At 42.8% G+C, this 19,043-nt stretch carries 14 protein-coding genes; 11 read left to right on the forward strand and 3 right to left on the reverse strand.

The window, feature by feature from the left end; genetic code table 11:
* From Q0590_RS34615 to Q0590_RS34625, 3 genes are all read left to right on the forward strand, one after another.
* A partial coding sequence (locus Q0590_RS34615; protein WP_302042256.1) for a T9SS type A sorting domain-containing protein occupies positions 1–2,044 on the forward strand: 2,044 nt, incomplete at its 5' end.
* A 475-nt stretch (positions 2,045–2,519) separates the two neighbouring features.
* Positions 2,520–3,500, forward strand: coding sequence for an aldo/keto reductase (locus Q0590_RS34620; RefSeq protein WP_302042257.1), 981 nt, complete (start codon positions 2,520–2,522; stop codon positions 3,498–3,500).
* Positions 3,501–3,725: 225 nt separating this feature from the next.
* Positions 3,726–4,547: a Cof-type HAD-IIB family hydrolase gene (locus tag Q0590_RS34625; protein WP_302042258.1), complete on the forward strand. Its 822-nt coding sequence runs from the start codon at positions 3,726–3,728 to the stop codon at positions 4,545–4,547.
* 259 nt (positions 4,548–4,806) lie between these two features.
* Here Q0590_RS34625 and Q0590_RS34630 read toward each other — a convergent pair whose 3' ends face one another.
* Together Q0590_RS34630 and Q0590_RS34635 are read right to left on the reverse strand one after the other, a co-directional pair.
* Positions 4,807–6,612, reverse strand: coding sequence for a sulfatase-like hydrolase/transferase (locus Q0590_RS34630; RefSeq protein WP_302042259.1), 1,806 nt, complete (start codon positions 6,610–6,612; stop codon positions 4,807–4,809).
* Positions 6,613–7,127: 515 nt separating this feature from the next.
* A complete protein-coding gene (locus tag Q0590_RS34635) occupies positions 7,128–7,643 on the reverse strand; it encodes a YybH family protein (protein ID WP_302042260.1) in 516 nt (171 codons plus the stop codon).
* Positions 7,644–7,925: 282 nt separating this feature from the next.
* Here Q0590_RS34635 and Q0590_RS34640 point away from each other — a divergent pair, with 282 nt between their 5' ends.
* From Q0590_RS34640 to Q0590_RS34665, 6 genes are all read left to right on the forward strand, one after another.
* Positions 7,926–9,278, forward strand: coding sequence for a sigma-54-dependent transcriptional regulator (locus Q0590_RS34640; protein ID WP_302042261.1), 1,353 nt, complete (start codon positions 7,926–7,928; stop codon positions 9,276–9,278).
* Between the two features lie 634 nt (positions 9,279–9,912).
* Positions 9,913–9,990 (forward strand): K(+)-transporting ATPase subunit F, encoded by a 78-nt coding sequence (gene kdpF, locus Q0590_RS34645; RefSeq protein WP_302042268.1) that lies wholly within the window; start codon positions 9,913–9,915, stop codon positions 9,988–9,990.
* 21 nt (positions 9,991–10,011) lie between these two features.
* Positions 10,012–11,727 carry a potassium-transporting ATPase subunit KdpA gene (gene kdpA / locus Q0590_RS34650; RefSeq protein ID WP_302042262.1) on the forward strand — a complete coding sequence of 572 codons (1,716 nt, stop codon included), beginning with the start codon at positions 10,012–10,014 and terminating at the stop codon, positions 11,725–11,727.
* Positions 11,728–11,772: 45 nt separating this feature from the next.
* Entirely contained in the window at positions 11,773–13,815 is a 2,043-nt protein-coding gene (kdpB, locus tag Q0590_RS34655) for a potassium-transporting ATPase subunit KdpB (RefSeq protein ID WP_302042263.1), read from the forward strand.
* Positions 13,816–13,844: 29 nt separating this feature from the next.
* Entirely contained in the window at positions 13,845–14,414 is a 570-nt protein-coding gene (locus tag Q0590_RS34660; protein WP_302042264.1) for a K(+)-transporting ATPase subunit C, read from the forward strand.
* A gap of 33 nt (positions 14,415–14,447) precedes the next feature.
* Positions 14,448–15,590, forward strand: a complete 1,143-nt coding sequence (locus tag Q0590_RS34665) for an outer membrane beta-barrel protein (RefSeq protein ID WP_302042265.1) — start codon at positions 14,448–14,450, stop codon at positions 15,588–15,590.
* Here Q0590_RS34665 and Q0590_RS37805 read toward each other — a convergent pair.
* Positions 15,548–15,649: a lipoprotein gene (locus tag Q0590_RS37805; RefSeq protein WP_378410545.1), complete on the reverse strand. Its 102-nt coding sequence runs from the start codon at positions 15,647–15,649 to the stop codon at positions 15,548–15,550. The genes Q0590_RS34665 and Q0590_RS37805 overlap by 43 nt on opposite strands.
* A 33-nt stretch (positions 15,650–15,682) precedes the next feature.
* Between Q0590_RS37805 and Q0590_RS34670 the strand changes: the two genes are divergently transcribed.
* Positions 15,683–16,813 (forward strand): sensor protein KdpD, encoded by a 1,131-nt coding sequence (locus Q0590_RS34670; protein ID WP_302042266.1) that lies wholly within the window; start codon positions 15,683–15,685, stop codon positions 16,811–16,813.
* A gap of 2 nt (positions 16,814–16,815) precedes the next feature.
* Positions 16,816–18,678 carry a HAMP domain-containing sensor histidine kinase gene (locus Q0590_RS34675; RefSeq protein ID WP_302042267.1) on the forward strand — a complete coding sequence of 621 codons (1,863 nt, stop codon included), beginning with the start codon at positions 16,816–16,818 and terminating at the stop codon, positions 18,676–18,678.
* Positions 18,679–19,043: the final 365 nt, after the last annotated feature.

Here is a 19,043-nt window from a genome sequence, read left to right on the forward strand (position 1 = left end):
CTGCTGTTCTTACGCAGAATTATTAAACTTAATAAACTTTAAACAGCTTCATAGTATTTATTTTGTGGATACTATGGTCGGCTTTATTGGAGGGGACGGATTTATTGCGAAAACACTAGATGGTGGCACTACTTGGACGAGAGTCGAACCAACCAATTCGTTTCCTTATGTAAATGATATTTTTTTCCAAGATGCCAATATTGGCTATGTTACATCAGGTTTTAATGGTGGTGCTGTTTACAAAACAACTAATGGAGGACAAACCTGGGAAACAGTTTATTGGAGTGATACCCCTTTTGGGATTCACTTTAATGGAAACACAGGTTGTATAGTGGGTGAAATACAGGCTGGTTCAACGACCAATTTCGGCAGGACACTATCCATTACTAAAGATGGAGGAGGTTCTTGGACAGCTATCTCTAATGCAGGCTATGATTCCTACAGTAATGTTTCGTTTATAAGTGACAAAATAGGTTTTCTAAGTCACTGGCCAAATGCTTATACTGGCAACAATAATTATTTTAAAACTACAGATGGAGGAGAGAACTGGCTTGAGCATCAGACCAATATAGAAGGAAGTTATAATTATATTAAATTTTTCGATGAGAAAAACGGAGTAATGGTAGGTGATGCCGTTTTGCGAACAGAAGATGGAGGAAAATCCTGGACAAAATATACGCATGAAATAGGTCATTATGGGCTGATCAGAGAACTTGACTTTGTTGATGAAAATTTGTGGTTCTTATGTACCTATACCGATGGGCTTATTTATAGAACGACAGATGGTGGAAAAACCTTTGTGAACATCAGCAAGATTGAGAATACATTAATAAGTTTGAACTTTATCAATTCACAGATAGGTTTTGCAGGAAGCTTATTTGGAAAAATTTACAAAACAACTGATGGCGGCTTAACCTGGAAAATAGTATTCGATGATTATGCTATCAACACTTATACTGGTATATTTTCTTTTGATTTTGTTAACGAAATAGTAGGTTATGCCTCTGGGAATAAAGGAGCAATATACAAAACAGAAGATGGAGGAAACAGTTGGCAGTATTTACAAGGAGAATTTGTAGGCTTTTCCCAACGGGATCTTGTAGACTTTCGCAAGATTGACTTTTATGATGAAAATATAGGCTATGTTGCTTCTTATAATCCTGGTCTATCACGACTCTATAAAACAAATGATGGAGGAAAAACATGGTTTGATGTACAAACATATGACAATGAATCTTTTTGGGCTGTTCATTTTTTTGATGCAAATAAAGCATTAATAGCAGGAGGTGATGGCTTGATTCTTAAATTAGAATCTAATACGCTTCCTTGTAAACCTAACCTATCGACTAAACCCATTTTAGATGTTTGCGTCAATAAAGATTATCAGTATAGCGTTACGAACCATAATAACCTCTCATATAAGTGGAATATCTCTGGTGGTAGCATAACTAGTGTAGATCGGAATAGGGCAATTGTACAATGGAACCAGGTAGGCAATCAACGTCTTTATGTTACTATGATAAATGATTGCGGAGCAGGAGAAGCATTAAATTTTGATGTGATGGTAAATGATTTGCCTATAAAGCCAACTATAAATCTTGAAAATGACTCTACGCTAGTTTCCAGTAGTTTAACAGGTAATCAATGGCTATTAGATGGACAAGCTATTGCTGGTGAAACAAAACAAGTACTCACTATCAAGCAAACCGGTATTTATTCGCTTCGTGTGAATAATTCCTGTGGAGGCTCACTATCAGATACCTTGAAGATTGAAGTTATAACAGGTTTTAATAAAGAAATAGATGATAAAATTAAAATATTTCCTAATCCAGCTGATGACCAAGTAAATATTCAACTAGAAGGCAATAACGCAGGCGTTTCAATAGAGATGCTGAACACGATGGGCACAAGTTTATATAAAACAACTTTTTATTCTGGTTCGAATTTTCATTCTATACCAACAAATAGTATAACTCCTGGCTTGTATCTTATTAAAATAAGCACTTTACAAAAAACGTATGTTAGAAAAGTGCTTATTAAATAAAAATGAGATACAATGATCCCCATCTCAAAGATTACGATAGATTAAAGTTGAGTTTCTATATACAGAACAATGATTGAGTTAGCTTTTAATTTTTAAAACAGGGCTTCCATGTTACAGGGTTACCGTATTTAAAAATTAACGAACATGTACTTTTAGTAGTAGCACTTTTAAAACAATTCGCTGTTGAATTAATTAAAATTATTTTTAAATTATATTACTATTATGATTTTTTAAAAAATAGCTGGAGAGTGCAGATCAAAGTATTTGATCTCTATTTTTCGGATGGATTAATATATTATCGTTTCATTAAAGGGGTAGATAAATTAACTACTCTAAAAACACATATTAATAACCTCTTACTCTCATTTCATTGAGATAAGAAAGCTAAATGATAAGTTACCTAACTTTTCCTCTATATAAACAGTATCATACTTATATAGCCAAACATGGTTATTAACTTCAATAAGGAATAAGTATGGAATATATCAAATTAGGAAACACCGGCATGAGGGTGTCCAGAATCTGTTTAGGCACTATGACCTATGGCAAACCCACCGAACGTTGGCCCTGGGCATTGAATGAGGAGCAAAGCCGACCGTTTATTCAAAAAGCCATTGAAGTAGGGATTAATTTTTTTGATACAGCCGATGTGTATTCTGCAGGCGAAAGTGAAGAAGTGGTGGGCAGGGCATTAAAAGATTTCGCTAAACGGGACGAGGTAGTCTTGGCCACCAAGGTATTCAATCCGATGGGGCCCGGGCCGAATGATAAAGGCCTTTCCCGTAAGCATATTATGAGTGCCATTGATGCCAGTCTTAAACGACTGGGAACGGATTATGTAGACTTGTATCAAATTCACCGCTGGGACTATGATACGCCTATTGAAGAAACTATGGAAGCCTTACACGATGTGGTAAAAGCAGGCAAAGCCCGCTATATAGGAGCTTCTTCTATGTACAGTTGGCAATTTGCTAAGGCATTGTATACAGCTGATTTACATGGATGGACCAGGTTTGTCTCTATGCAACCACACTATAACCTGATCTACCGGGAAGAAGAACGGGAAATGATTCCATTATGTGCGGATCAGAAAATTGCCCTTATTCCCTGGTCTCCTCTCGCCCGTGGCTTACTGACCGGCAAGCGAAGCAAAGAAAGAAATGAAACTGAGCGAGCAAAAACAGATAACTTTGGTAAATCTTTGTATGGAAGTGCAGCTGATTTTGAAATTGTTAACCGGGTTGGAGAAATAGCCCAGCAAATAGGTGTGTCAAGTGCACAAGTAGCTTTAGCCTGGATGTTGAGTAAACCTGCTATCACGGCCCCCATTATTGGGGCAAGCAAACCAGGGCACTTAGAAGAGGCCGTTGAGGCACTAGCTGTCAAATTATCCGATGAGCTACTACATAAATTAGAGGAACTCTATCAACCTCACCCGGTACTTGGTTTTCACTAAAACAGCTCGTTGAGTATTGCTTCTGACAATAAATGCTAGAACGATATATAAGCTGACCGTAACATTTTAAGCAAGATTTTACTACCTACCCTTGGATTGAATGAGGGCAAATCTGTCTTTTCATTGATATGTGGGTAGCTGAAAAGTTTTAGCTAATTTTCTCCCTAACTTTGACTATCCTACCCACCAGGCTTTGGTAGCCTTAAAGCAGATAATCCGTGTATCATGAGAAAAAACATAAAAGATTGGTCAGAAATAAAGTTAGTAGTAACCGATATAGATGGCACCCTGGTCAATTCTGCTTATCAGTTAAGTGATGACTTCTATGCTATTTTTGACAAATTAAGAGCAAGAGGGCTCCTGTTTGCAGTAGCTAGTGGCAGGCAATATTTTAATCTGGTCAACCGCTTTGAATCCATAAAAGAGGAGTTGATTTTTATTGCTGAAAATGGAAGCTATGTAGTTGACCAAGGAGAGGAGATCTTGGTACAAGCAATAGAGCATGCGATCGTAAAAGATTTGATTATAGAAGCCAGAACTATTGCTGATACCTATCTTGTGCTATGTGGAAAGAAAAAAGCATATGTGGAAAGTACTCATGCTTATTTTATTTCGAAGGTAAACCTTTATTATGATAAGGTTGAATTTGTAGAAGATCTCTTGCAGGTAGAAGATGATCAATTTCTTAAAATAGCCATTTGTGACTTAGCCGGAGCGGAAGCAAATAGTTACAGGCATTTTCAGCAGAAGAGTGACATCTTGCAAGTAAAGCTATCAGGCAAGATATGGGTAGACCTATCCCACAAACTGGTTGATAAAGGCAGGGCTATTGCCCTGCTACAAAATAAGTACAGCATCTCGATAGAGGAAACCATGGCATTTGGCGATTATTTAAATGATTTGGAGATGATGCAACGGGCATATTTTAGCTATGCGATGGAAAATGCGCATCCGGACATAAAAAAGGCAGCCCGTATTAGAGCAAAAAGTAATGATGAAAACGGAGTATTAGAAGTTTTGCAGCAGGTACTGATGAGAATGAATTGATTTTGGCTCATAAATGGGACTTAGTCAAGCACTCAACAATAGCCATTTGTCTTGCATTCCCAAGGTGAGTTAAATTAAATTCCCCTTTGCTGAAAATAAAAAAAAGATCAGAGGGGAAAAATAATAGAGTACCGATCACTCTCTAGTATACCATTTTTTTCCTTTAGTCATCTTTTATAAGGCAAAGTAAAGCAAGCTTCCTGTCAACTTATTTGGGCAGAAGACCATGGAGTAACAACTTTTTTTGTTGACTTATATTTTACTGCTTGGCCATCACTTCTAGTAGCCGTTTGGCTGCTCTCACATCGTAATCCTCATCCCCCGGGTTAGCTTTCAGTAAGGATCTGGCTGCCTTGAGTGCAGGAAGCGCATCTTTGCCCATGGTCTCCAGCACAGTTAAAGCCTGTAACCGTGCCATCCGGTTACCCGTCTGCAGGGTTTCTGCGAGTACTGCTGCCGCTTTTTCTTTTTCACCTAAGCCATACAGGGCTTCTGCTGCGACTATACGCACGGCTACCTCCGGATCTTGCAACAACCGGTTGAGTTCACTTTTTGCCGGCATGGCTTTTTCCTTCAGGATGGTGCAGCCGGTAACTGCCCAGTACCTGACCACCGCATTTTGATCCTGCAGCCTTTTAGTCAGTTCAGCCATATGGGTTAGCTCACCTTCTGAAGCCATTTCTGCTGTTTCCATTACTTTTTCAAGTGGATACTCACCACTTCTGGCATAGGTGTATAAAGGCATTTTTTGGGTAATGTCGGCCATCATAGCCTCCGGAATAAATCCTACATCTTTCATATCCAACTGCCACCTGCGGTTAGCTGCTCGCATGCGTTTTAATACCTTTTGGTATGGGGATTGTCCGGCCAGGTTAAAGATGTTATGCGGATCTGCTTCTGTATCGTACAGTTCTTCTACCGGCTTTGGTTGCCAGAATCTGGACTGCACTTCGTTCAAGGTGCCGGCTTTGTAGGCATCTTCCCAGGATTGCATGGAAGGAGCTTTCCATAGGTATTCCAGGTACTGCCCATATATTTTGTGTGGCATATAGTTGCGTATATACCTGTATCTCTTATCCCGTACAGACCGGACCATATCCAGGCGTTCGTCCATACGTCCTCTGAAAGCAAAGGCATACTGGGACGGGGGGGCTTGTGCTTTCCCTAAAAAGGCTTTCCCTTGCATATGATGCGGAATAGGCACTCCGGCCAGGCTTAAGATGGTAGGAGCGAAATCTACAAAAGAAACGATTCTATCTGTCCTAGAACCACTGTGGCCTGGCGCCAGATGGGCATATTTTTTTGGAAAGCGGATAATCAACGGAATGTGCAGCCCGGATTCATACATAAAGCGTTTGCTTCTGCCCAAAACACCTCCATGGTCGCTATAATAAAATACAATGGTACTTTCGGCTAACCCGGCTTCTTCCAGCTCTTTGAGTACTTTGCCTACAAAGGCATCCATGGCTTGTATTTTGTCATAATACTGTGCCCAGTCATGTTTCATTTGGGGAGTAGCCGGATGGTAGGGCGGAATAGGCACTTTTTCCGGATCGTGGTGTAAGCTATCTGCCGGTATAAACTTGTGCAGGGAGCTTTCATGTGAAATAGTAGTATTAAATACGGCAAAAAAAGGCTGATCAGGTTTTCTGTTTAAATAGGTAGCTTTCGCACTCGACTCATCCCAAGCTTCCTCTTGGTCTATGGTATTGTAATCTTTCTTGGCATTATTGGAGGTATAATAACCGGCTTCCCTTAAATACAAGGGAAAGAACCTGACAAAATCAGGAACCGGGTAGCTACTGCGCATATGCTGAGTACCTACAGCAGGCGGATACATACCGGTGATGAGAGTAGACCGAGCAGGAGCACAAACGGGAGCCGAAGCAAAAGCATGGGTATAGCGCACCGCTTCCCTGGCAAATTTGTCCAGATGCGGTGTGGTGGCAAAGCTATCTCCATAAGCACCCAGTAAAGGGCTGTTGTCTTCACTGACAATCCATAAGATATTGGGGCGGTCTTCCTGCTGTGCTTTGCCTGACAAGCAAGACAGGAGAGTAAGCATAAATAAACAGTAATACTTGGCAAAATACATGAGGTAAAATCAGTTAGGGTAAGTAATGCACTCAAGGCAAGATCAACAAAAAAGTAAGCTAGTCCTACAAAACATTCTATAAATGCAAGAGAATGGCAGCGCAAAGTCGCAAAGAGAGCTAGTGATCATTGTAAAATCCTGCCTTTATCATGATCCCTGCTGCCTTCCTCAGTATGGTTTTTTTCTGTAAACAGTGGGGCGACCGGATGCTTTTCTGTTTGAAAACTTTGATGAGGTGGGTAAAAAACAAAGCAGTAGAGATAAATAATTACAACCATTTCAGGCCACATGATAGCCTTCAGGGGCTAAGTATAGTCTAATATGGCCTTAGGAGAAAAGAGGTGTTAACAGTGGATCGCAAACCACTCTGTTTTTTGTATAGCAGTAAGAAAGAAAACGGGGGAATAGATCCCAAGAATGATAGATGGATGAGTTTCAAGAAAAGAGGAGTTAGAGTACCCCCATCCCCAAAACACACTCAAGATTTATTTTTCCTGTCTTTGTGTGGGTTGATTGCTATTCCAGATATCATGAGTAGTTTTCCAGGACCCATCCGGTTGGCGTTTGAGAATGTTGAGATATTTGGCTGTAGATTTCAAGGCTTCTCCCCCCTGTTTGGGGGTCAACACCACTTGGGCAAAACCCCTGCCATAGGCCAGATCTCCGGCTACTTCCACTTGCTCATACTCACTCTTGAGTGCAGGTGTATAACTGTCGAACAAAGCCTGATAGTAAGCCGCTACCGCTGCCTTCCCTTTCTGTGCTGGTTGATCGGGAGCCATCAGAATAGCATCTTCTGTAAAATGGGCAGCAATACCGGCGGCATTCCCCTTCCTAAAGGCTTCTGCTCTGGCTTCACTTACAGCTTTGATGGCCTCCACATCTGCTTCCAAAGAGCCAGCCTCTTTCTGGCAACTTACAAAAATCATCCAAGCGCAAACTACTAGAGTAGCGAAGAGTAATTGAAGCAGGGACTGATTGAAGGCTTTACTTTTATTCATATACGAGAAACTAAAGTTATAGGGCTACCTACAATGAGAATTAGGACTGAAAGGTACAAATTTGCTTGGTATTTTGCAGCTTTTCATTCTCCGCCTGCACATCCTTCTCAATGTGCTATATCGTCTCCCTTTCCTGAAACAGGATTAGCTCACCTAATAGATTAAATTCATCACTCTAATTTTTCTTTATTAAAAGTTCATTTTTCAAATCTCAGTTATGCACAGATTTGTTCTTGTAAATATCTTACTTTTGCTATATTGATTGCAGTTAGTGACAAAAACATGGCGAAAGAAGTGATTGTACTGATTGATGATGAGGATAAATTACGGCAACTGCTTGCCCGTATTCTTGAGCTGGAAGGGTACAAGGTGCACCAGGCTCCTAATGCACATAAAGGATTAGAATTGCTGGAGCAACACCAGAATACACACCTTGTTATTTCAGATGTGAAACTTCCCGATGACAATGGCATTCACCTGCTTGAAAAGATCAAAGCGAAGTATCCGCTGGTAGAAGTGGTGGTGATTACTGCCTATGGTACCATTGGAGATGGGGTAAAAGCCATGAAGCTGGGGGCCTTTGACTACATCACCAAGGGAGACCAGGATGAGCAGATGCTGGTAACTGTGGAACGGGCAGTGGAAAAAGCCAAAATGCAGCGTCGGATACTGGAGCTAGGCAAATCAGTAGAGGCTAAATATAGTTTTGATAGCATTCTGGGTACCTCACCAGCCATCAAAGAAGCCATTCATCTGGCAAAAAAAGTAGCGCCTGCTGACTCAACCGTGCTCCTGGAAGGCGAAACAGGGGTGGGCAAAGAGTTATTTGCCCAGGCCATTCATAATGCCAGCCTGCGGAAGAATAAATCATTTGTAGCTATTAACTGCAGTGCTTTTCCCAAAGATTTACTCGAATCTCAGATGTTCGGGCATAAGAAAGGCGCTTTTACTGGCGCTAGTTTCGATAAAAAAGGCTTTTTTGAAGAAGCACATCACGGCACCCTGTTTCTGGACGAAATTGGAGAAATGAATCTGGAACTGCAGGCAAAGCTGCTCCGCGTACTGGAAACCGGCTCATTTATCAAGCTGGGAGAAACCAAGCCAACGCAGGCAGATGTACGTATTATTGCCGCCACCAACCGGGATCTACTCAAAGAAAGCCAGCAGGAACACTTCCGCCTCGATTTATTTTACCGCCTAGCTGCATTCCGCATCCAGATACCTTCACTTAGGGAGCGTGCCATGGATATTACTCCTCTGGCCACCTATTTTATGCAGCTCTATGCGGCAAAAAGTAACAAGCGGATACACCAGATGGAAGATTCTTTCCTGCAAAAGCTGCAGATCTATCCCTGGAAAGGAAACATCCGGGAGTTGAAAAATATCATAGAACGGGCCGTAATCCTTGCTGATACTGATACACTGACAGCCGATTTGTTACCAGCAGAAGTACGTATTTTTACCCCCTCCATGGATATTATACCTCATGAATCGGCTTCTTTAGAGCAGATTGAAAAAGAGCACATCCGGAAGATATTAACGCTCACCCATGGAAACAAAACGGAAGCTGCCCGCCAGCTAGGAATTGGCCTAACTACCCTTTACCGCAAAATTGCAGAGTATAACCTTGAATAAACCCTGTATATAAGATAATTGACCGCAGACGTAGTGTTTACCTGATATTTTTTCTTATTAATTATCTGACATAACCAGTTGATTTCAAGTATATGTCCCTTGAAATTAACTTTTAGTTCCTCTCTCCGCATTTTATTCAACTGAGCCGTCCACCCTTCCATTTTGGAAATTATTTTCAAAATGAAAAGGTGTATGACAAAGCTTATATGAGTTACTTGTGCCATCATATATTTTAATCTACTTACAATCAGAATTTTACACATAAAATAAAACGATCAGCTTCGTTTGGTACTACAGTTGAAATCATACTGGCATGCTAAAATTATGTATACCAATGAATGAACATCTGATCTTTGAAGCCATTGTGTTGCCTTTGTTACTGCTTTTGCTACGATGGCTTACTATTAATTTGCTTAATGAGCTGATTTTTAAATCTAATAAAAAGATAATAAGCCCCACACAAGACCGTGGGTACTGCAACTGTATCCAGGAGGTCTTTCAATAGAGTTATACTCATTCTATCTACTAATTAATCCCTATTCCTTATGCTAGTCACCTGTATAATGTTTATAACAGCTTTCGTTTGTTTTTGGCTGTTTTATCAATCCATTAACTTTTTTGATTCCCTATAATTATGATCATACTACTCCTTTTATCTATCGCCGTTTTTGGCTACCTGTTTTATGTGCTTATCAAGCCGGAAAAATTTTAATATCTCAACCTGTTATACACTATGTTTCAAGAAATTTTAGGAATCATTGCCATTTTCCTGCTCGCTGTGGTACTTGCCATTCCTTTAGGCAAGTACATCGTAAAAGTGTTTAAAAACGAAAAAACCTGGTCGGATTTTATTGCTCCCCTGGAAGGGTTCATCTTCCGGATTTCCACCATTGATCCTACAGAGCCTATGGACTGGAAGCAAAACATGAAAGCAATGCTGGTATTGAATGGGGTGTTTTTTGTGTGGGCTATGCTGCTGCTGTTGACGCAAGGCATACATCCGTTCTGGAACCCGGATAATATTGCGGCTATGGAGCCTACGCAGGCCTTTAATACAGCTGTCAGCTTTACCACAAACACCAATCTGCAGCACTATTCCGGTGAAGCCAGCGCTTCCTACCTGACTCAGTTGCTGGTGTTCTGTTTCCTGCAGTTTGTGAGTGCCGGAACTGGTATTGCTGCGCTGGCTTTATTGTTTCAGGGTTTACTCTTGAAACAATCAACCACCCTGGGCAACTTTTACAATCTGTTCTTAAAAAGCTGTACCCGCATTCTGCTCCCTATTTCAGTAGTCATCGCCATTATTCTCCTTACCAATGGGATGCCGGCTACCTTTAAAGGAGCAGAGCAGGTAATTACCCTGCAAGGCGATACAGTAAGTATTGCCCGTGGGCCAGTGGCTCCGATGGTGACCATTAAGCAACTAGGAACCAATGGCGGCGGCTATTTCGGATCTAACTCTACGCACCCCTTCGAGAATCCTAATTACCTGACCAATATGGTGGAAAACTTTGCCATTATCCTTATTCCCATTGCGCTGGTGTTTGCTTTTGGATTTTATATCCACAGGCCCAGGTTAGGCTATGCTTTTTTTTGTGTCATGACTTTACTCTTCCTCTTATTTGTAGGTATTTCTGTCTCTCAGGAAATGGGGGGTAACCCGATGCTGGCAAAGATGGGGATTGATATAACAGCTGGCAATATGGAAGGAAAAGAAGTGCGGTTCGGAACAGCGGCCAGTTCGATGTGGGGTGTATCCACTACCTCTACTTCTAATGGTTCTGTAAACTCGATGCACGATAGCCATATGCCACTTTCGGGGGGGGTATTTATCCTGGATATGATGATCAATGCCATTTATGGCGGAGTAGGTGTCGGGCTGATTAACTTCTTTGTTTTTGTGGTCATTGGTGTGTTCATCTCCGGACTCATGGTTGGCCGCACACCTGAACTGCTGGGAAAGAAGATTGAAGCCAAGGAAATTAAAATAGCAGCCTTAATCGCTATTCTGCATCCGATGCTCATTTTAGTGGGTACAGCACTTTCTTCTCATTTGGCAGCCGGCAATGGAGGAGAAGTAGGTTATGGCGGCTCTGCTCAGTGGCTCAACAATCCATCCTTTCACGGGTTTTCAGAAATGTTATATGAATTTACTTCTTCTTCAGCCAACAATGGTTCTGGCTTTGAAGGCCTAGGAGACAATACCCCATTCTGGAATATTGCCTGCGGGGTAGTGATGCTGATGGGGCGTTTTCTGCCCATTATTGGGCCACTGGCCATTATCGGTTCACTAGCCGCTAAAAAATCGGTGCCTCAGTCTGCTGGAACCCTGCAACTGGACAGCTATGCTTTTTCTGCTGTACTCCTCTCGGTGATTATCATTATTGCTGCTCTGTCTTTCTTTCCGGCCCTGGCCTTGGGTCCATTGGCCGAATACTTCATGATTTAATTTAAATTATCTAATCTCAACTTTCATCATTCAAAATAAAATGTAATGGCTAAGTCAACACAAACCGGACTGTTTGAAAAGGCACTGGTAAAGCAGGCAATCAAACAATCTTTTATAAAGCTGAACCCTATGGTCATGATCAAAAACCCGGTCATGTTCACGGTAGAAATTGGTACGCTGGTGATGTTTCTGGTAACAGGTTACATTCTGTTTTCCGGCGATACTGCGCAAGGTAGCTTTACATACAATCTGGTAGTTTTTCTCCTATTACTGATCACCTTGTTATTTGCCAACTTTGCCGAAGCGATTGCCGAAGCGAGAGGCAAAGCGCAGGCAGAATCCTTGCGTAAAACTCGCGAAGAAACGCCTGCCAGACAAGTGAGTTTGTCTGGTGAAATAAAAACTGTCTCTTCTTCGCAGTTAAAAAAAGGCGATATGTTCATCGTGGAAGCCGGCGAAATCATTCCAACCGATGGCGAAATCATTGAAGGGCTAGCCTCCATTGATGAATCGGCCATTACCGGTGAGTCGGCTCCGGTAATCAGGGAAGCAGGTGGTGACCATTCCAGTGTAACAGGAGGTACAAAAGTATTATCCGATAAAATCAAGGTCATGGTAACCACTCATCCCGGTGAATCATTCCTGGATAAAATGATTGCCTTGGTAGAAGGTGCCAGCCGCCAGAAAACGCCCAATGAAGTGGCTTTAACGATTCTGCTTGCTGGGTTCTCGCTCGTCTTTCTGCTGGTTACCGTTACCTTGAAACCTTTCGCCGATTATGCCCAGACACCCATTACCATAGCCGCACTGATTTCTCTATTTGTCTGCCTGATACCTACTACAATTGGCGGCTTGCTGTCGGCAATTGGTATTGCCGGTATGGACCGGGCGCTGCGGGCCAATGTAATTGCCAAATCCGGGAAAGCTGTAGAAACGGCTGGAGACATTGATGTATTGCTGCTCGATAAAACCGGCACCATTACTATTGGTAACCGGAAAGCGACTCACTTTTTTCCTACGGATGGCGTAGATAGCACCGGATTTGCCCGCAAAGCCCTTGTTAGCTCGCTGGCTGATGAAACGCCGGAAGGTAAATCGATTGTAGAACTGGCTCGCAGCCAGAAAGTAGAAGTCCGCCAGGTAGACGCTTCCAGGTGGCGGATGATTAAGTTTACAGCCGAAACCCGTACCAGTGGCATTGACCTGCCAGACGGAACCCGCCTGCGGAAAGGCTCAGTAGATGCCATCCGCAAACTGGTGGAATGTGCCGGAAACCAGGTTTCTGACCGGACACTTACCAAAGTAGAGGAAATTGCATCCAATGGAGGTACACCTCTGGTATTGAGTGAAAATGAAAAAGTACTGGGGGTAATTCAACTGGAGGACATCATTAAAACCGGGATTACTGAGCGATTTGAACGTCTGCGCAGAATGGGCGTAAAAACGGTAATGGTGACCGGCGATAACCCACTGACAGCTAAATATATTGCCGAAAAAGCAGGCGTAGATGATTTTATTGCTCAGGCTACACCGGAAGATAAACTGCAATACATCCGTAAGGAACAGGGGGAAGGCAAACTGGTGGCCATGATGGGAGACGGAACAAATGATGCGCCTGCCCTGGCACAAGCCGATGTGGGCGTGGCCATGAACTCTGGAACACAGGCCGCCAAAGAAGCCGGCAACATGGTAGACTTAGACAACGACCCGACTAAGCTGATTGAAGTCGTAGAAATCGGCAAACAGCTGCTCATCACCAGAGGAACGCTCACTACCTTTTCTATTGCTAACGATGTGGCTAAGTTCTTTGCCATTATTCCGGCTTTGTTCATTGCCTCTATTCCTGGGTTGCAAAGCCTGAACATCATGCGTCTGGAAAGCCCGGAATCAGCTATCCTGTCGGCTGTAATTTTCAATGCCATTATCATTCCGCTATTAATTCCCCTGGCCTTGCGTGGGGTAGCCTACAAACCCATCGGTGCCGGTGCTTTACTAACGCGCAACCTGCTGATCTATGGTTTGGGTGGTGTGATCGTGCCTTTTATTGGTATCAAAATCATTGATTTAATCGTGGGTCTATTCGTTTAATAATAGTATTATCAAGATAAATAAAGCTTATGAAATTGCTTAAACAATCTCTTGTCCTCACTCTCTGCTGTATTGCCGTATTCGGCTTTGTGTATCCCCTGCTGATATGGGGAGTGGCCCAGGTGGCAGGTCCTAATAATGGAAAAGGAGAAGTAGTAGAATACAATGGCAGGGTAGTCGGATTCAAGCTTATCGGACAATCTTTTACCGAGGATAAATATTTCAACAGCCGCCCTTCAGCCGTGGGCTACAATGCGGCCAGTACGGGCGGCTCCAACAAAGGCCCGACGAATCCGGATTACCTCTCTGAGGTACAAGCCCGTATAGATACCTTTCTGGCGCATAACCCAGGGGTAGCGAAAAGTCAGATTCCGGTAGATATAGTAACCGCTTCCGGTGGCGGCCTCGATCCGCATATTTCTCCGCAGGCCGCTTACCTGCAGGTGAAGAGAATAGCCAAAGTCAGAAATCTAGCAGAAAATGAAGTAAAAGCCCTGGTGGATGAGCATATAGATGGCCCATTATTAGGGTTGATGGGTACCTCTAAAGTGAATGTACTGAAGTTGAATATAGCTTTAGAGAAACTGGCCAAAAAATAAGCGCTCTTTTAAGAATTTACTAAAACCATTCCTATGAAAAATATTTGTTTACTTACTGTCTTTTACAGTGTATTTCTGTTTTCAGCGAAAGCGCAGGCACAGGGAAAAGACAGTTTACTTACCCAAACAGAAGAGATTGCAACCCCTAAAGTGACCGTAGGCGGCTATGTAGATACGTATTTCGGCTATGATCTCAGCCGGCCTGCCTCCAAAGACCGGCCCTATTTTGTATCGTCTGCCCGCCACAATGAGTTTACCATTAACCTGGCTTTTGTAGATGTAAAATACAATGGCGAACGGGTACGCGGTGCGTTTAAACCTGCTATTGGCACCTATATGGCTGCCAACTATGCGGCAGAACCGGCTATGTTCCGCAATATCCTGGAAGCCAATGTGGGGATCAAACTGTTCAAAACCAAAGATATCTGGCTGGATGCCGGGGTGTTTGTTTCTCCGTTTACCAATGAAAGCCCTGTTTCAATGGACCAGCTGGCTTATACCCGTTCGTATGCGCCGGAATATGTACCCTATTATATTTCCGGGTTAAAGCTGACCACGCCACTAAGCGAAAAGCTTACCGCTTATGTTTACCTGCTCAACGGCTGGCAGAACATTGTGGAGAACAATCAGGGTAAATCCGGAGCTCTGCAACTGGAATACAAACCGGTTGAGAAAGTGCTGCTCAATTGGAACCTGTATGTAGGCGATGAACGGACACCATCTGCTCCAATCAACCGTACCCGTGTGTTTACCGATGTATTTGCTGTATTTAATCCGAATGGAAAATTTTCAGGCACCACCAGTTTGTATGTCGGCGCGCAGCAGCGGGCAGATACTTTAACAGGTAATGGCAACGGGGAGGAAGATAGTAAGATGGTTTACTGGCATAATGCCAACATCATTGGCCGGTACAAGATTACGCCCAGCTTTTCGCTTACCGGCCGCCTGGAGTACTTCAATGATCCTAATAGTGTGCAGATCACCCCAGTTACCGGTGTCAATGGTTTCAGTACCTTCAGCAGTTCGCTGGGCATTAACTGGAAAGTAGCAGAGAAAGCATTACTAAGGCTTGAAAGCCGCAGTTTTCTTTCCCAAAAAGAAGTATATGTTAATAAAGACGGTACGCCTTCCAACTATGGACAATTGCTCATTGGAAGTATGGCGATATCATTCTGATGCATACCACATCCTGCTAAAACCAGTATGATAGAAATACCCATTAATGATTTTCTTATTGATTATTGACAGCTGACCCATGATTCATCCATATGCCTGATATTTCGCAGACAGAAAGTGCAGACAAGTTTCTGCAGCTCATACAGAAATCAAAAAGCGGCAGGTTTAAAATCTACATTGGCATGAGTGCTGGTGTAGGAAAAACCTACCGCATGCTGCAGGAAGCGCACACCTTGCTAAGAAATGGGATTAATGTGCAGGTAGGCTATATAGAAACTCATGGACGCGCAGAAACGGCTACTTTACTTGAAGGCTTACCGCTCATTCCCAGAAAAAAGATTTTCTACAAAGGCAAAGAGCTGGAAGAAATGGATTTGCAGACTATTCTCAATCTACATCCGGAAGTTGTCCTAGTGGATGAATTAGCCCATACCAATATTCCAGGTTCTATACATGAAAAACGCTGGCAGGATGTACTGGATATCCTCTCAGCCGGAGTCAGTGTGATCAGTGCCGTTAATATTCAGCACATCGAAAGTTTGAATGAAGAAGTAGAAAAAATCACCGGCATTGAGGTGCAGGAACGAATCCCGGACCATGTGCTGCGCACAGCCGATGAAATTGTGAATATAGATCTAACCGCTGATGAGCTTATTACACGCCTGAAAGAAGGGAAAATCTATGAAAAGACGAAAATCGAGCTTGCCCTGAAAAATTTCTTTCAGGGAGATAAAATCCTGCAACTGCGGGAACTAGCACTCTGGGAGGTGGCCCAGCAGGTGGAGCGGAAAATTGAAAAGGAAGTGCTCAACCCAGACCGCCTGAAAGCAGAACGCTTGCTTGCCTGCATTTCTACCAATGAGAAGGGAGCCCGTAAAATTATCCGCCGCACAGCCCGGATGGCAGGTTTTTATAATGCCAAATGGTTTGTGGTGTATGTACAAACTCCCGGAGAAGATGTAAATAATATCAGTCTCTCGGCTCAGCGGCATTTGATCAACAACTTTAAGATGGCTACCGAACTAGGAGCTGAAGTGGTAACCCTTAAGCATACATCGGTGGCAACGGCGATTGTTACATTTGCCCTCGAAAAAGAGATTTCACTGATTGTTTTGGGAAAACCTCATTTTGGGTGGTGGAACTTTGTTTTCCGCTCTACCCTGCTGCGTCATATGCTCATCCAGACAGAACCCACCCCCATTGACCTTATTATTGTATCCTGACTATGAGTATTAAACTAAAATTACTTGCTGCTTTTGGGTTTTTGTTCTGCGTAATCATGCTGCTGGGCGGCCTGGGAGCCTATTACCTAAGGGAACTGGCCAGAGATTCTAAAGCCATCATCAAAGACAACTACGAGTCAGTAGAATATGCTAGTAACATGATGAAGCTACTGGATGAGCTTCAGTCCCTGCAGGTATATTATTTTTTCAATCCGGAAAATTCCCTCGATACAGTAAAGTACCAGAGCCTGGTCAACAGATTCAATAAACTGCTGCTGGCAGAAAGGCAGAATATTACCGAGATCGGAGAAGCCGGGCTGGCAGCTTCCTTAGCGGAAGATTTTAAAGATTATTTAACCATTTTTGAAAAAGGCACCGGCAGCCTTCCTGACAAAAACAGCTACTATTTTAACCATGTATTGCCTGCTTATGAGCCGGTAAAAACCCAGGTTGCCCAGGTGGCAGAGATGAACATGCAGGCTATTCTGCGCAAAAACCAGACCGCCCAGCAGACAGCAGACCGGGTGGTGGCCTACATGGGATTACTTGGAACAGCTTCCATGATTGCTGCTCTTGGTTTTTTGATACTGCTGCCGGGTTATATAGCTAATCCACTCAAACAGTTGACCTTCAGTATTGAAGAGATTGCTAACCGGAATTATGATAAACGGCTCGAATTCGACTCCAATGATGAATATGGCAACCTAGCCACCGCCTTTAATACGATGGCAGCCAGGCTACATGAATATGAGCGCAGCAATGTTTCCAAGCTATTGTTTGAGAAAAAACGTATCGAAACCATTATCCAACATATGCAGGATGCCATTATTGGTCTGGATGAGAACAAATACATTTTGTTTGCCAACCCAACAGCATTAGCAATCATAGGCATGCAAGAAGTGGAACTGGTAGGCAATTATGCCCCGGACGTAGCCTCAGTAAATGATCTTGTGCGCAACCTGATTAAGGAACTGATGATTGGCAGGGACAGCTGGGAAGAGGCAGAACGCAGGCCCCTGAAAATTTTTGCCAACGGCAAAGAGTCTTTCTTCTCTAAAGAAATTGTAGATGTGAGCTCCAGTAAAACACCCAATGGAAAACCCAGGCTCATCGGGCACCTGATCGTGCTGAAAAATATCACCAGGTTCCAGGAACTGGATGCAGCCAAAACGAATTTTATTGCTACCATTTCCCATGAGTTGAAAACACCTATTTCTTCCATCAAGATGAGTGCAAAGCTATTGGAAGATTCTAGAATTGGCAAAGTGAATGAGGAACAGCAAAAACTCATCGCCCATATCCGGGAAGACTCCCAGCGCCTGCTCAAAATCACCGGTGAACTCATGGACTTAGCCCAGGTAGAAACCGGCAACATCCAGTTGCACATCCGGGAAACCGACCCCAAAGAAATTGTAGACTATGCCTGCCATGCGGTAGCGTTTGTTGCCGGGCAGAAGCAGATTGAAATGAAGCTGCATATTCCGCCATCTATTGCGGCTGTGCAGGCAGACAGAGAAAAGACGGTTTGGGTGATGATTAACCTTTTGTCCAATGCGATCCGCTATTCTCCGCAGGAAGGAAAAATAGAGGTAACTGTGCTTAAGCAAAAAGATTGTATCGAGTTTTCGGTGAAAGACTTTGGAAAGGGCATTGAAGAAAAATATGTGGAACGCATATTTGATAAGTTTTTTCAGGTTCCTGAAAGCAATGAGAATTTTACAGGTACCGGGTTAGGCCTTGCCATTTCAAAGGAATTTATTGGAGCACAAGGCGGCCGCATCTGGGTAGAGAGCACCGTGGGCACAGGTAGCACATTTAAGTTTCTTTTGCCCATTGTAAAGAATATAAAAAGCTTTATTCCGTAGGATGATCCAAAAGCAATCACCACGGATAATAGCAAAAGTTTATTTCCATTTGTTTTTCAGCTATATTTTTCAGCGAAATTGATCACAGGTAGAATTACAGAGAAGTTAAGCGTATTCAGCAACCATTCTAGCCTGAGAGGGTCTAAAAAAGCATACTTGAAAAGAATGGATAGAAAATAGAAGTATCAGAAAAGTTAACAAAGGAACCACTTTTACTATTTACTTCAAAGAGTATTAACTTAGTGGAGTACCCGCTTTACAATGGAGAGTTGAAATAGAGCAGATGTAAAATCCTATTTGTTTAGTTACTCGAAAGGGGAGGTTATTTTAACTCCTCCTGGTTTCAAAACCAAGCTGGATCTCTA

Source organism: Rhodocytophaga aerolata (genome assembly GCF_030503435.1).
In the GTDB taxonomy this organism is placed as follows: domain Bacteria; phylum Bacteroidota; class Bacteroidia; order Cytophagales; family 172606-1; genus Rhodocytophaga; species Rhodocytophaga aerolata.